Genomic DNA, 13,934 nt, shown 5'->3' with positions numbered 1-13,934 from the left:
ACCGGGCACGCCCCTGCTGCGCGTGCGTCGGCGGCAGTCCGGGCGCGGTGCTCAGCCGGTCAGCCAGGTCATCGTGACCGTGGTGCCGTCGTCCCGGTGCACCTGCGCGCAGTGATCGGCGAGGTTGTCGATGAGCAGCAGGCCGCGGCCCCGCAGCCCGTTCGTCGCGACCGGCGGCCGCCAGGTGCCGTAGTCGGTGACCGTCACCGTCAGCCGCCCGGGCAGCGCTTCGGCCCGGACGTCGATGGGGCCCGCTTCTCCGTCGGGATAAGCGTGCTCGGCCGAGTTGGCCATTGCCTCGTAGCCGGCCAAGACGATGTCTTCGCGCCGTTCGAGGGTGAGGTGGAGCGTGGCCAGCCACCGGGCCAGTGCTTCCCGCAGCGCCGGCAGCCGGTCGGCCACCGCGGCCGAGCGCCGGTGGAACGGGGCCGGGGGAGCGGGTGCGTCCGGGGGGAGGGGGTCGGTCATCAGGCTTCCTCTCCGCGGTGGCGCACGTGGATCACAGCGATGTCGTCGTCGTGCCGTCCGCGCGTCAGTTCGTCGACGAGTTTGTCCCACGCCGTGCCGAGGTCGGACGCGGTCAGCAATCCGGGTATACCCGCCAGCAGCCATTCGATGCCCAGAGTGAGGTCACGGGTGCGGCTTTCGACCAGCCCGTCGGTGTAGAGCACCAGGTCCGCGCCCGCCGGGAAGCCCGCGGTGCGCTGGGGGAAGGCCGAGCCGACGCCCAGCGGCTGCGCCAGTGCCTCGCCGATCTGCTCGGGCGGTTCGCCCGGGCGGACCAGGATCGCGGGCAGGTGGCCGGCGTTCGCGTAGACGAGCGAGTCGTCGGACGGGCGGTGGACCGCGTAGAAGCAGGTCACGAAGCTTTCGCCGAACAGCCCGCCGGTCAGTTCGGAGACGTTGCGCAAAACCTCCGACGGGGGGAGTCCCAGCAGGGCGTAGCTGCGGATGGCCGTCCGGACCTGGCCCATCACCGTCGCGGCGGTGACGCCGTGGCCGACCACGTCGCCGATGACGAACGCGGTCGCGCCGGACGGCAGCCGGATCACGTCGAACCAGTCGCCGCCGATCTTGCTCCCGGTCGCCGCGGGCAGGTACCGGGTGAGCACGTCGAGGCCCGGGGTGGGCGGGGCGACCGGTTGCATGCTGCGGGACAGCTCGCTGGCGAGGGTGCGCTCGCGTTCGTAGAGCCGGGCGTTGTCCAGCGCGATGGCCGAGTAGGCGGCGATGCCCTCCGCGAGGTATTCGTGCCGCGCGGTGAACCGGTCCGGCTCCGGGTGGCCGAAGAAGAACCCGCCGAGCACCTCCCCGGATGTGGGGCTGATCACCGAGACCGCCAGGTAACTGCACACCGGCAGGTGCCCCTCCGGCATCCCGTGGTGCGGCGCGTTCTTCCCGAACCGCGCGTCCTGCGTGATGTCGGGGCTGCGCACGGTGCCGAACCCGTCGAAGGTCGGCCCGAACACGGCCGTGTTGCGCGGCATCGGGAACCGGGCGAAGGCCTCCCGTGGCACGCCCGAAATCGTGTACAGCGTGTACGACTCGCCCAACTCGTCGATCAGGTTGTAGAAGAAAGCGCCGAACTGGGCGCCGGTCGCCTTGGTGGCCGCGTCGGTCGCGTCCTGCACCATCCGGCCGATGTCCAGCTGCGCGGTCAGTTCGCGGCCGGTGGAATGCAGCGCGTCGAGCACCGCGGCTTCGGCCCGCAACCGCCGGACGGTGCCGGCCAGGTCCGCGGTGGCGGCTTCGATGGCGGTGGCGACGGCCCCGGGCAGGTCACCGGCCTCCTGGGTCGTGTAGACCAACGCGCCGCGCCGGCCGCCCTCGGCGGCGACGGCGACCGCGCGGGTGATCTCCCGGCCGGGCACCAGGTCCGCGAGGACCGCCCGGTCGGTCACCTCCGCCGCGACGTGGTCGCCGAGCACCGCGCGGACTTCGGCCGGGCCGAGAGGGTGGATCGCGGTCGCCGCCGGAGTGCCCTCGCCGTCGACGAAGACCCGGCGCACGGCCTCGAGCACCGTGTCGAACTCCGCCCGGGCCGTCATCAGCGAACCAGCGCGTCGGACAGGGACGGGTAGATGGCGAGCTCGTCGACCAGCCGGGTCAGTTCCAGCGGACGCAGGGTGATCCGGCCGGTGGCCACCACCCGCAGCGGCGCCGAAGCGGCGGGCCCGCGGTGCGCCCGGACGAGTTCGGCCATCCCCGCCGAAGCCAGGAAGGTGACGCCGGTGAGGTCGATGACGAGCAGTTCGGGCCGCAGCCGCGCCGCCCGTTCGGCCAACCGGCGCAATTCCGGGGCCAGGGCGAGGTCGAGGGCGCCGTCGACGTGCAATACCGCCGTGCCGTCGCGGTGCTCCAGCGCCACCGAGCCGGCCGAGCCGACCTCGTCGCCCGGTGAGTCCCCGGTCACGTCGCGATCACCCATGGCGCCCATCCTGCCTGTTCCAGGGCGCGGCGGGAAGCCGAGGGGGTGCTGAGACGGCGGCGTGCCGCCCGGGCAGGCATGATTGGCAGGGGTTGAGCACACAGCCTTCGTAGTCAACCACGCCCACCGGATCTGCCGGAGGGCTGCCGAAGGCGAGGAGAAACCACATGACCGAGCACGCCCACGTCGAAAGCTCGGCCACCGCTGTGCCGTTCGGCGAATTCCGGATCGCCCGGACGGAGCAAGACGAAGCGGTCGTCGTCGAGGTTGCCGGGGACGTGGACACGACCACCGCACCGGCTCTCGTGCAAGCCGCCGACGAAGCGCTGGCGGACCAGCCGCCGGTGCTGGTGGTCGACCTGAGCCGCGTCGAGTTCCTGGCCTCGCCCGGCTTGACCGCGTTGCTGACGATCCACCGCAACGCCGGCTCCGGCACCGCGGTGCGGATCGTCGTGTCCGGCCGGGCCACCCTGCGCCCGATCCAGCTGACCGGGCTCGAGGACAGCCTTTCGCTGTACCCGACCCGGGAAGCGGCGCTGGCCGCGTCCTGACGAGTCGTCCCGGCCGCGTCAGCTGCCGGCCGGGACGGTCCGCCGCCGGATGGCCAGCAGGGCCACGTCGTCCTGGGCCGGCCGGTTGCCGATCATCTTGGCCATGACCTGTGCGCAGACCCGTTCGGGGTCCCCGGTGCGCACGGCTTCCGCCAGCTGCTGCATGCCCACGTCCACCGGCCGGTCGCGCCGCTCCACCAGCCCGTCGGTGTAGAGCACCAGCACGCCGTCGACCGGCAGGTCGATCACGGTGGTGCGCCGTTCGGGCGTGCCGATGGTCAGCCCGATCGGGGGATCCGGGGGAGCGTCGGCCAGCCGGGCGGGCTCCCCGGGCAGGGCGAGCACCGGGGGCAGGTGCCCGGCGAGGGACAACGTCAGCGAGTCACGGCCCGGGCCGATGATCCCGTAGGCCACCGTCGCCATCGCGCCGTGTTCGAAGTGGTTGGCCTTGCGGTCGAGCTTGGCGAGCACCTCGGCGGGGCTTTCGCAGTCGAGGGCGTAGGCGCGCAGGGCACTGCGCAGCCGCCCCATGATCACGGCCGCGTCGAGGCCGTGGCCGGAGACGTCGCCCATCACGACGCCGAGCCGATCGCCCGGCAGGGTGAACAGGTCGTACCAGTCACCGCCGAGCCCGGTCTCCGCACCGGGGACGTACCGGGCGCCGAAGGCCAATCCGGGCACCTCGGGCAGGCTGCTGGGCAGCAGGCTGCGCTGCAGCGCCATCGTGGCGGTGCGGTTCTCCTCGAGCGCCTCGACCTGGATGACCATGGCGAGGCGGTCGGCGAGCAGCTGCATCGTGGCCACTTCGGACTCGCCGAACTGCCGGCGGGTCACCGAGCCGACGTGCAGGACGCCGACGAGCTCGTTCCCGGCCATCATCGGCACGCCGAGCATGGAATGCAGGCCCCGCTCCCACAGCAGGGAGTTCACGACGGTGGTTTCGTCGACGTGGTCGAGGATGACGGGCGCCCGCTCGAGCGCGACCCGGCCGGCGAAGCCGCTGCCCACCGGCACCCGCACGCCCTGGTGGACCTCTTCTTCGATGCCGGCCGCCGCGGTGGCCACGAGATGGCGGCCATTGGCCTGGTAGCGCAGCACGGTCGCGGTGTCGACCTGCATGACGTCGCGCAGGCGCCGCAGGGTTTCGGCGAGCAGCTCGGGCAGGCCGAGGTGTTCGGCCGGGGTACCGATGATCGTCTCCAGCTGCTGCAGCCGGTCGTGGGCGTCGAGACTTCGCGACATGGGACGACCCTAGCCGCAAGTCCTTTGCGGGCCTAACCATCCCGGGTTTCGACGGCGGGTCTCCCGGGGTAACCAGCCCGTCGTGAACGTCGACTTGGACTGGGTGGGTCTGCTGCGGCACGGCCAGAGCACCGGGAACGTGGCCAGGGAAGAGGCGGAGGCGGCCGGCGCGGACGTGATCGACATCGCCGAACGCGACGCCGACGTGCCGCTGACGGACCTGGGGCGGGAACAGGCGGAGGCCGCGGGGAAGTTCTTCGCCGAGCGCCCGCCGGACCTCGTGCTCACCTCCACCTACCGCCGGGCCTGGGACACCGCCCGGCTCGCCGCGCCCGACGGCGTGGCGATCATCCCCGACGAACGGCTGCGCGACCGCGAGCTCGGCGTGCTGGATCTGCTGACTTCGCACGGCGTCCGCGAGCGGTGGCCCGACGAGCTGCAGCGCAAGCGGCGGCTGGGCAAGTTCTACTACCGGCCGCCCGGCGGGGAGTCCTGGGCGGACGTCGTGCTGCGGCTGCGGTCCCTCCTGAACGAGCTGAGCGTCGAGCACGCCGGGAAGCGCGTGCTGCTGGCCGCGCACGAAATGACCGTCTTCGCCCTGCGCTACCTGCTCGAAGGACTGCCCGAACCCGACCTGCTGCGCGCCGCCGACGCCACCGAGGTCCCGAACGGCTCGGTGACGGCCTGGGAGCGCGACTCCGACGGCGGGTTCACGATGGTGCTGGCCCAGGAGGTCGGCCACCTGCACGCCACCGACACCCCACCGACGGCGGACGACGATGCCGCGCAGCAGCTCTCCTGACCCGGCGCCGATCAGCCCGGCCCTGCTGAGGGACTGGCGGATCGGCGTCGAAGACCGGGGCACCGTGCTCGTCGTCGGCGGCGCCCGGACCGTGCCCGGCGCGCCGGCGCTGTCCGGCACCGCCGCCTTGCGCGCCGGTGCCGGCACGCTGCAGCTGGCGGTCGCCGAACGGCACGCTTCGACCCTCGGCGTCTCGGTGCCCGAGTCGTCGGTGTTCGGGCTGCCGGAGACCGGCACCGGCGCGATCGGCGCCGGCGCCGTCGACCGCCTGGCCGAGGTCCTGCCCGACGCGCGCGCCGTCGTGGTCGGCCCCGGCCTCACCGGCGTGTCGGAGACCGAAGAGCTGTTGCGGGAGCTGGTGCCCGCCATCGCCCCGGACACCCGGGTGGTGCTCGACGCGTTCGCGCTCGGCGCGCTGAGCCGGGCCCCGTCACTGGCGGAGCCCTTGGCGGGCCGGCTGCTCCTCACCCCGAACCGGGTCGAAGCCGCCTACCTCGACGGCTGCGAGGAAAAGGACGTCGACGACCTGGAAACGGCGGTGCGGATCGCCGGGCGCTACGGCGGGGTGGTGCTGCTCATGGGCGTGGTCGCCGAGCCGGGCGGCCGCACCTGGCGGGACGGCAGCGGCCACGTCGGGCTGGCCACATCGGGCAGCGGCGACGTGCTGGCCGGCCTGACGGGCGGCTTCCTCGCCCGCGGCGCGGCCCCCGACCAGGCGGCCTGCTGGGCGACGCACGTCCACGCCGTGGCCGGCCAGCGGCTGATCCCGGACACCGGCAGCACCGGTCTGCTGGCACGTGAGCTGGTGGCGCAGATACCGCGCGTCATCGCGGAGCTGGAGCGCTGAGCGTCACCGCTGGGCGGTGGGCCGCACGATGATCTCGTTGACGTCGACGGCCTCCGGCTGGCCGATCGCGTAGGAGACGGCCCCGGCGATGGCGTCCGCCGGCAGGGTCACCGCGCGGTAGGCGCGCATCGCTTCCTGCGCGCCCGGTTCGGTGATCGAGTCCGCCAGCTCGGACTCGGTGACGCCGGGCGAGATCGTCGTCACGCGGACGCCGGGGCCGGCTTCCAGCCGCAGGCCCTCGGTGATCGCCCGGGCCGCGTACTTGGTCCCGCAGTAGACCGCGGCTGTGGGCACGACTTCGTGCGCGCCCGTGGAGGCGATCGTCACGAAGTGCCCGCCGCTCCGGCGCCGGAAGTGCGGCAGCACGGCCGCGATCCCGTGCAGCAGGCCGCGGACGTTGACGTCGATCATCCGGTCCCACTCGTCGACGTGCAGGGAGTCCAGCCGCGACAACGGCATCACGCCCGCGTTGGCGACGAAGACGTCGATCCGCCCGTGCGCTTCGACGGCGGCGCCGGCGAACGCGGCGACGCCCGCGCGGTCGGTGACGTCGAGGCGGTGGACGTCGGCGGTGCCGCCGGCGTCGTGGATCTCCTTCGCCAGCGCGGCCAGCCGGTCTTCGCGCCGGGCGCCGAGCACGACGTGGTGGCCTTCGCGGGCCAGGCGCAGCGCGGTGGCGCGCCCGATGCCGCTGCTGGCTCCGGTGATGAGGACGATCTTCATGGGTTCCTTCCGGGAAGCCGGCGGCGAGGGTGGTCTCGCGCCAGGTGTCGAACGTGGAGCGGAGGGTGCCGAGCCGGGTCACCCGGCACGGCGAAGTACTCCGTCCATTGTGGATGGGTTCGGAACGGGTTCAGGAGGCGGCGAGGCTGCCCAGCAGGGCCAGTGCCGCTTCCGACGGGCTGCCCGGCCCGGCTTGGTAGACGATCAGCTGCTGGCCCGGGGCGCTGTTGACGGTCAGCGCCTCGTAGCTCAGTTCCAGCTCGCCGACCAGCCGGTGGCGGAACCGCTTGGTTTCGCGGGTCTTCTGCCGGATGTCGTGGCGGGCCCACAGGCGGCGGAAGTCCGCGCTCTTACCGACAGTTCGCCGACCGTGTTGACGAGCTGCGGGTCGTCGGGGTCGATCCCGGCGGCCGCGCGGAGGCCGCCGACCGTGTTGACGGCGACGCGCTCCCAGTCCGGGTAGAACTCACGGGCGTCCGGGTCGAGGAACACCAGCCGGACCAGGTCGCCGCTGTGGACGTGCCCGGCGAACAGCGCCTGGCCCAGCGCGTTGTGCGCGAGCACGTCGAGGCAGCGGCCGAGCACGAGCGCGGGCGTGTCCGGCCAGCCGTTCATCAAGCGCAGCAGGTTCGGGCTGACCTGTTCCGGCCGCCGGGCGCGCCGTCGGCGGCCCGGCGCCGGCCGGGCCAGCCGGTGCAGGTGGGCGGCGGCGTCGTCGTCCAGCGCCAGCCCGCGGGCGAGCGCGTCGACGACCTGCGCCGACGGGGTGCGCTCCCGGCCCTGCTCCAGCCGGATGTAGTAGTCGGTGCTGACCCCGGCCAGCAGCGCCACCTCCTCGCGGCGCAGGCCCGCGACCCGGCGCGACCCGCCCGGCGGCAGACCCAGCTGCGCCGGGCCCACCTGCTCCCGGCGGGCCCGGAGGAACTCCCCGAGCGCTCCGCCCTTGCCCCCACCACCGCCCTCAACGGAGGAGCTTCGCTCCGCTGGTTCATCCGTGACCATGAACCGAGGCTAACCCGGAATCGCGGCACGAGGGTGGCCGCGCCGCACCCACCCTCAGACCAGCCGGACCGGCTCCTCGTCGGCGTCCGGCCGCAGCAGCGTCGCCGTGGCCGTGCGCCCGTCGACGTCCAGGGTCATCACCGCGTTCCCGAAGTGCGGCCCGGACACGCAGTGCCACGACAGCGGCGCGGGCGGGACCCCGGTCCGGCGCGCCAGCCACTCGCTCACCCTGGTCAGCGGCCGCGACCAGCCGGCCCGGAACAGCCGGTTCATGTACCACGGCACGGTGTTGTGCACCGGCGAGCAGGTCAGCTGGTGGACCGGCGCCGCGGTGCCGCCGGGGAACTCGGCCTGGGCGACGTAGGCGTGGTGCACGTCGCCCGAAAGCACGCTGACCGACGCCGCACCGTCGTCCGCGACGCGGGCGATGAGCCGGCCCAGCCGCTCGAACGACGCGCGGAAGGCCGGCCAGTGCTCCAGGTCCACCAGCTGCCGCAGCCACTCGCTGAGCCGCCCGACGAGCCCGGGCCGGGCACAGAGCCGCTCGTTGACCGACTGGGCGGACGAGAGCGCGGTGGGCAGCAGCCACGGCAGCGACGTGCCGATCAGCAGGTGCTCGAACTCGCCGGAGGCCTGCTCCTCGATCCAGCGGAACTCGTCCTCGCCGATCATCGACCGCTGCCCGCCTTCGAGGATCCGCCCGGCGCGCGAGTCGATGACCAGCAGCCGGACCGGGCCGAAGTCGCGCCGGTAGGACCACCGCGTGCCCTTGGCGCCGTCGGCCTCGCGGTCGGCCCGGTCGGCGAACTCGCGCAGCAGCCCGGCGTTGTCCACACCCGACTTGCGCACCTGCTGGTACAGGTCGTCTTCGGCCAGCTCCTGCGGCCCCAGGTTGCCGAGGTGCTGGTAGACCCAGTACGAGACCAGCGCGCCCCGGATCCGCTCCGGCCACCACGACGTCCGGGCCATCTTCTCGCGCCAGGCGTGCGAGGTGTTCCAGTCGTCGCGGACGTCGTGGTCGTCGAAGATCATCGACGTCGGCACGGTGGACAGCAGCCAGCGCACCGCCGGGTCGCACCAGGCCTCGAAGTACAGGTGGCAGTACTCCTCGAAGTCGGCGACCTCCTTGCCCGGCGGCTTCTTGGTGTCACGCCGGGTGGCGAGCCACTCCTGCGTCGCGCCGGTGGTCTCGTCGGCGTAGACCTGATCTCCCAGCAGCAGCAGGGATTCGGGCCATTCGGCCTCGTCGAGGGCGGCCATCCGGTGGGCGTAGGCGGCGAGCGCGTCGGGGCCCAGCGCGTCCTGCTCCCGCGGCTTGCGGCAGGACCCGAACACGAGCCGGAACCGCGGGTCGCCGGGGTCCAGCGTCCGGATCCGGCTCGGCGGCAGGTCGGCGTCCGGTTCGGGCCAGACGACGTCGCCGTCGAGCCGCACCTCGTACGGCGTGCTCCGCCCGGGTTCGAGCCCGGTGAGCACGACCAGGGCGTAGTGGTGGCCGTCGACCTCGAACGTCCGGTCGGCCGCGTCGCCGACACGCACTTCGCACGGGCCGTCCGTCTCGACCCAGATCGTCGCCGACGTGGCGTCGACGTGCCGCAGCAGCGGGCCCAGCAGCAGGTCGGTCATCCCGGAATCCTGTCAGAAGCCCGGCGGTGCGGCCGATCGGTGGGTTCCTCGAAACTTCCCGAAACATTTCGATAATCGTTGACCGGCCGGGGCTCGGGGACGAACCATCGTCGCAGCTGCGCCACCACCCCCGGAAAGGATTTCCCCGAGTGCGAAGACTCCTCACTGCCCTTTCCGCCGCCGTGCTGGCGATCGCGGCCGCGATCGTGCTGGTCGTGGCGGCGCAGCCGGCGTCGGCGGCCACGCTGACCCGGGTCACCGACTTCGGCAGCAACCCCAGCAACCTCAACATGTACACGTACGTCCCGGACCGGGTCGCCGCCCGCCCGGCGCTGCTGGTGGCCGTCCACTACTGCACCGGCTCGGCGTCGGCGATCTACAACGGCTACGCCCGCGACTACGTCACCGCGGCCGACCAGTACGGGTACGTCATCGTGTTCCCGGAAGCCACCCGCAGCGGGCAGTGCTTCGACGTTTCCTCGCCGCAGGCCCTCACCCGCGGCGGCGGCAGCGACCCCGTCGGCATCCTCTCGATGGTCGACTGGGCCAAGCAGCGCTACAACGTCGACTCCTCCCGCGTGTACGTCACCGGGTTCTCCTCGGGCGCGATGATGACGAACGTGCTCGCCGCGGAGTACCCGGACGTGTTCGCCGCCGGCTCGGCGTTCATGGGCGTGCCCGCCGGCTGCTTCGGCACCACCGACGGGTCGAGCTGGAACAGCCAGTGCGCCAACGGCCAGCTCACCAAGACCGCGCAGCAGTGGGGCGACCAGGCCCGCCAGATGAGCGGCGGCCGCAGCGGCCCGTACCCGCGCATGCAGCTGTGGCACGGCACGGCCGACGACACCCTGCGCTACCCGAACTTCGGGGAAGAGATCAAGCAGTGGACGAACGTGCACGGGGTGAGCCAGACGCCGTCGTCGAGTGATGCCCCGCAGTCCGGCTGGACCCGCACCCGCTACGGCGCCACCGGCGTGCAGCCGCCCGTCGAGGGGATCAGCGTCCAGGGGGCGGGCCACTCGCTGCCGCAGAACGGGATGATCCAGTACGCGATCGCGTTCCTCGGCCTGAACAGCGGCGGTTCGAGCACGACTCCCGGTACGCCCACCACGACCACGTCTTCGGCCCCGCCCGCCGGGAACACGCTGGGCAGCGCCGCGGCCCGGACCGGGCGGTACTTCGGCACAGCGGTCTCGGCGAACAAGCTGTCGGACAGCGTCTACACCGGCATCCTCAGCCGCGAGTTCTCCATGATCACGCCGGAGAACGAGATGAAGATCGACGCCACCGAGCCGTCGCAGGGCCAGTTCTCGTACGCCAACGCGGACCGGATCGTGAACCAGGCGACGAGCCAGGGCGCCCGGATGCGCGGGCACACGCTGGCCTGGCACCAGCAGCAGCCGGGCTGGATGCAGAGCATGGAAGGTTCGGCGCTGCGGCAGGCGATGCTCAACCACATCACCCAGGTCGCGACCCATTACCGCGGCAAGATCTACGCGTGGGACGTCGTGAACGAGGCGTTCGAGGACGGTGGCTCCGGTGCCCGGCGCAATTCGAACCTCCAGCGCACGGGCAACGACTGGATCGAGGCGGCGTTCACGGCCGCGCGCGCGGCCGACCCGGGCGCGAAGCTGTGTTACAACGACTACAACACCGACGACTGGAGCCACGCGAAGACCCAGGCCGTGTACCGCATGGTCCAGGACTTCAAGTCCCGCGGCGTGCCGATCGACTGCGTCGGCTTCCAGTCGCACTTCAACCCCAACAGCCCGGTGCCGTCGAACTACCAGACGACGCTGCAGAACTTCGCGAACCTCGGCGTGGACGTGCAGATCACCGAGCTGGACATCGAAGGCTCGGGGACCGCGCAGGCGAACAACTACCGCACGGTGGTTTCGGCGTGCCTCGCGGTCGCGCGGTGCACCGGGATCACGGTGTGGGGCATCCGCGACACGGACTCCTGGCGGGCGTCCGGCACCCCGCTGCTGTTCGACGGCAACGGCCAGAAGAAGGCGGCCTACACGGCGGTCCTCGAGGCGCTGAACAACGGCGCACCCCCGGACGGCGGGACGACCACGCCCACGCCGACCACCACCCCGACGACCACTACCACCACTCCTGCGCCGGGTGGCTGCACGGCCGCCTACGCCAAGACGGCGGAGTGGAACGTGGGCTTCAACGGCCAGGTGACGGTGTCGGGGGCGAACAACTGGGTGCTGACGGTGACGTTCCATTCGCCGCAGAAGGTGATCGGCAGCTGGAACTACACGGGAACGTGGGACAGCACCGGCTACGTGCTGACGGCGAGGCCCAACGGCAGCGGCAACGTCATCGGCTTCACGGTCCAGCACGGCGGAAACTTGACGGACCCGACCGTGACCTGCGCCGCTTCGTAGTGGTCGTGGTCACAGGTTCCAGGTGCTGCAAAAACTGTCGGTGGTGACGGATAGCCTCAACGCATGAACACGGACGACGCGACAGTCCCGGCGCACCAGCTCACCAAGGGCCAGTGGTTCTGGCACGAGCCCGCGCCGGGGCTGCCCGCGTGGCAGCTGCAGGTGAATTCGGCGGAGTTGCTGGAGGACTCCGTCGAGATCTTCACCACGGATGATGAGCGGGAACTGGTTTCTTACCCGCGGAACCGGTTGGTTCGGCTCGCTGAGGTGGCTTGAGGGGTGGGAGGGCTTGCTGGGGGAGGGGTTGAGGCTGGGGGAAGGGCTGACGGGGCCGGCCAGTGCCCGAAGGTCGAACCCGTAGGCCGTTGAACACGAGCCTGCCGGCTCGCTCCTGGGCGAGCCGGCAGGCCTCAGGTCGACTGGCTTTTGCCGGGCGAGCCGGGCTGCCGCATCCTCGCGGTCAGGCCAGGCCCGCGTTCCGGACCGGAGCTAGCCCGCGTGCCGGAGGGCCGCCGGGCGCCAGGTCATGCGGACCGTTGTTCCCGTTGCGCTCGAGTTGATGTCGGACTGGTCCGTCACCTGGTCGATCAGCAGCAGGCCGCGGCCGCCGGAGGTGCGCACGGCTGCCGGCCGGGGGCGGGTTGACGGGATGCCGCAGCCCGTGTCCGTCACCGTCACCGTGACCGCGTCGCCCTCTCGGCGGGCCTGCAAGCGGGCCCAGCCGTGGCCGTCCGAGTAAGCGTGCGCCGCCACGTTGGCCAGTGCCTCGTACGTGGCCAGGGTGATGTCGTGCTTGCTGTCCGGGTCGAGCGGGAACTCGTCCAGCCAGTGGATCAGCTTCCGGCGCAGCCCGGCCATCTCGTTAGGCAGTGCGGGCGCCAGCTCTTCGAAGGTCGAGGCGACCACGGCTTCGGCGGAGAAGCGCTCCGGGGCCGTGGTCCCGGCTTGGCCGGCGTCGGTGCTTTCGCCCGTATCGACGCCAATTTCCGGGGTATGTCGATACACGATCCGCTCCCATCGTTCAGCCGCGGTTCCCCCGTTTCAGCGGGCTTCTCCCCTGGATTACCCACCGCCACGGAGTCCTACCCGTTGTGCTTCGTGAAATGTGCCGCTACAGTGGAGGCGCTCCTCGCGGATGCCGGCCACTCGGCCGCCCGGAGGCAGCTTCTCGGATCCAGGCCGTTCGGCCTCTTTCCTCTTCCCGGGTCTCGCCGTCCGTGCGCAGGCCCATCACCACCTCTGGAGACACCCATGTCTTTTCACGGAATCCTCGACCTGTCCGGCAAAACCCCGTTCGTCCGGCCCGAGTATCGGACGGCGCCCGACGACGTCGCCATCCCGCTTTCCCTGGTCCGCAAGCACAACCTGCGGCCCGGCGACGAAATCACCGGCACCGCCGGGGAAATCACCAGCGTCAACGGCGCCGACCCGGCCGAACCGCGTCCCCGTTTCGCCGACCTCGTCCCGGTGCACCCGGACCGGCGCCTGCTGCTCGAGACCACACCGGCGCGGCTGCTGCCCCGCGTCATCGACCTCGTCACCCCGCTCGGCCGGGGCCAGCGCGCCCTGGTCGTTTCGCCACCGAAGGCCGGGAAAACCACTGTGCTGCAAGAAATCGGGCACGGGCTGTCGGTCAACCACCCCGACTGCCGGATCCTGGTCCTGCTCGCCGACGAACGGCCGGAAGAGGTCACCGAGCTGAGCCGGACCGTGCGCGGCGAGGTGATCGCGTCCACTTTCGACCGTCCGCCCGCCGAACACGTGGCGGTGGCGGAACTCGCCGTCGAGCGCGCAAAACGCTTGGTGGAGCGCGGCGAAGACGTCGTGCTGCTGCTCGATTCGCTCACCAGGCTCGGCCGCGCCTACAACCTTTCGGCGCGCCCGTCCGGCCGCACGCTGTCCGGCGGCGTCGACGCGGCGGCGTTGCAGCCGATGAAGCGGATCCTCGGCGCCGCACGCAACGTCGAGGGCGGCGGTTCGCTCACGATCGTCGCGACGGCGCTGGTGGAAACCGGTTCGCTGGCCGACACGGTGTTCTTCGAGGAGCTGAAGAGCACCGGCAACGCCGAGCTCAAACTGGACCGCAAGGCCGCCGAGCGCCGCATCTTCCCGGCGGTCGACGTGGCGGCTTCCGGCACCCGCCGCGAAGAATTGCTGGTCACGCCGGGCGAACTGGCCGCGATGCGGGAAGTCCGCCGGGCGCTGCCGGGCCCGAACGCGATCGAGCAGCTGCTGGAGCAGCTCCGCAAGACCGGCTCCAACGCCGAGTTCCTGCTCCGCGTGACGGGTGCGGCACTACCGGAAGCGGCCTGAACGC

The 13,934-nt window shown here is 72.0% G+C and carries 13 protein-coding genes and 1 pseudogene; 6 read left to right on the top strand and 8 right to left on the bottom strand.

The window, feature by feature from the left end:
* Window positions 1–51: 51 nt before the first annotated feature.
* The 3 genes from Q5425_RS03655 to Q5425_RS03645 are packed head-to-tail and all read right to left on the bottom strand — an operon-like array spanning window position 52 to window position 2,428.
* Window positions 52–468 carry an ATP-binding protein gene (locus Q5425_RS03655; protein ID WP_308670632.1) on the bottom strand — a complete coding sequence of 139 codons (417 nt, stop codon included), beginning with the start codon at window positions 466–468 and terminating at the stop codon, window positions 52–54.
* A complete protein-coding gene (locus Q5425_RS03650; protein ID WP_308670631.1) occupies window positions 468–2,048 on the bottom strand; it encodes a SpoIIE family protein phosphatase in 1,581 nt (526 codons plus the stop codon). The genes Q5425_RS03655 and Q5425_RS03650 overlap by 1 nt, the downstream gene beginning before the upstream one ends.
* The gene (locus Q5425_RS03645; protein WP_308670630.1) at window positions 2,048–2,428 is read right to left on the bottom strand and encodes an STAS domain-containing protein; all 381 of its coding nucleotides are present in this window, start codon (window positions 2,426–2,428) and stop codon (window positions 2,048–2,050) included. Before Q5425_RS03645 ends, Q5425_RS03650 begins: the two co-directional genes overlap by 1 nt.
* Window positions 2,429–2,595: 167 nt before the next feature.
* Between Q5425_RS03645 and Q5425_RS03640 the strand changes: the two genes are divergently transcribed.
* Entirely contained in the window at window positions 2,596–2,979 is a 384-nt protein-coding gene (locus tag Q5425_RS03640; protein ID WP_308670629.1) for an STAS domain-containing protein, read from the top strand.
* Window positions 2,980–2,997: 18 nt separating this feature from the next.
* Here the strand turns inward: Q5425_RS03640 and Q5425_RS03635 are convergent, their stop codons facing one another.
* Window positions 2,998–4,221, bottom strand: coding sequence for a SpoIIE family protein phosphatase (locus Q5425_RS03635; RefSeq protein ID WP_308670628.1), 1,224 nt, complete (start codon window positions 4,219–4,221; stop codon window positions 2,998–3,000).
* A gap of 82 nt (window positions 4,222–4,303) precedes the next feature.
* On the opposite strand from Q5425_RS03635, the gene Q5425_RS03630 reads away from it, so the two are divergent.
* Together Q5425_RS03630 and Q5425_RS03625 are read left to right on the top strand one after the other, a co-directional pair.
* The gene (locus tag Q5425_RS03630; protein ID WP_308670627.1) at window positions 4,304–5,023 is read left to right on the top strand and encodes a histidine phosphatase family protein; all 720 of its coding nucleotides are present in this window, start codon (window positions 4,304–4,306) and stop codon (window positions 5,021–5,023) included.
* Window positions 5,001–5,870, top strand: a complete 870-nt coding sequence (locus Q5425_RS03625) for an NAD(P)H-hydrate dehydratase (protein WP_308670626.1) — start codon at window positions 5,001–5,003, stop codon at window positions 5,868–5,870. The genes Q5425_RS03630 and Q5425_RS03625 overlap by 23 nt, the downstream gene beginning before the upstream one ends.
* Before the next feature lie 3 nt (window positions 5,871–5,873).
* Here the strand turns inward: Q5425_RS03625 and Q5425_RS03620 are convergent, their stop codons facing one another.
* The 3 genes and pseudogenes from Q5425_RS03620 to Q5425_RS03610 all read right to left on the bottom strand — a co-directional run bounded on the left by Q5425_RS03620 (window position 5,874) and on the right by Q5425_RS03610 (window position 9,221).
* Window positions 5,874–6,593, bottom strand: coding sequence for an SDR family oxidoreductase (locus Q5425_RS03620; protein WP_308670625.1), 720 nt, complete (start codon window positions 6,591–6,593; stop codon window positions 5,874–5,876).
* Window positions 6,594–6,723: 130 nt separating this feature from the next.
* Window positions 6,724–7,472 (bottom strand): annotated as a pseudogene (locus tag Q5425_RS03615) (helix-turn-helix transcriptional regulator).
* A 177-nt stretch (window positions 7,473–7,649) separates the two neighbouring features.
* Window positions 7,650–9,221 (bottom strand): alkaline phosphatase D family protein, encoded by a 1,572-nt coding sequence (locus Q5425_RS03610; protein WP_308670624.1) that lies wholly within the window; start codon window positions 9,219–9,221, stop codon window positions 7,650–7,652.
* A gap of 149 nt (window positions 9,222–9,370) precedes the next feature.
* On the opposite strand from Q5425_RS03610, the gene Q5425_RS03605 reads away from it, so the two are divergent.
* Both Q5425_RS03605 and Q5425_RS03600 read left to right on the top strand, forming a co-directional pair.
* A complete protein-coding gene (locus tag Q5425_RS03605; RefSeq protein ID WP_308670623.1) occupies window positions 9,371–11,617 on the top strand; it encodes a PHB depolymerase family esterase in 2,247 nt (748 codons plus the stop codon).
* A gap of 63 nt (window positions 11,618–11,680) precedes the next feature.
* Window positions 11,681–11,893, top strand: coding sequence for a hypothetical protein (locus Q5425_RS03600; protein WP_308670622.1), 213 nt, complete (start codon window positions 11,681–11,683; stop codon window positions 11,891–11,893).
* 213 nt (window positions 11,894–12,106) lie between these two features.
* Here Q5425_RS03600 and Q5425_RS03595 read toward each other — a convergent pair whose 3' ends face one another.
* Window positions 12,107–12,622, bottom strand: coding sequence for an ATP-binding protein (locus Q5425_RS03595; RefSeq protein ID WP_308670621.1), 516 nt, complete (start codon window positions 12,620–12,622; stop codon window positions 12,107–12,109).
* A 246-nt stretch (window positions 12,623–12,868) separates the two neighbouring features.
* Here Q5425_RS03595 and rho point away from each other — a divergent pair, with 246 nt between their 5' ends.
* A complete protein-coding gene (rho, locus tag Q5425_RS03590; protein ID WP_308670620.1) occupies window positions 12,869–13,930 on the top strand; it encodes a transcription termination factor Rho in 1,062 nt (353 codons plus the stop codon).
* Window positions 13,931–13,934: the final 4 nt, after the last annotated feature.

This window comes from Amycolatopsis sp. A133, from assembly GCF_031082405.1.
Classification (GTDB): Bacteria; Actinomycetota; Actinomycetes; order Mycobacteriales; family Pseudonocardiaceae; genus Amycolatopsis.
The sequence above is the reverse complement of the archived record's forward strand: the minus strand, read 5'-3'. Positions and strand labels throughout refer to the sequence as shown.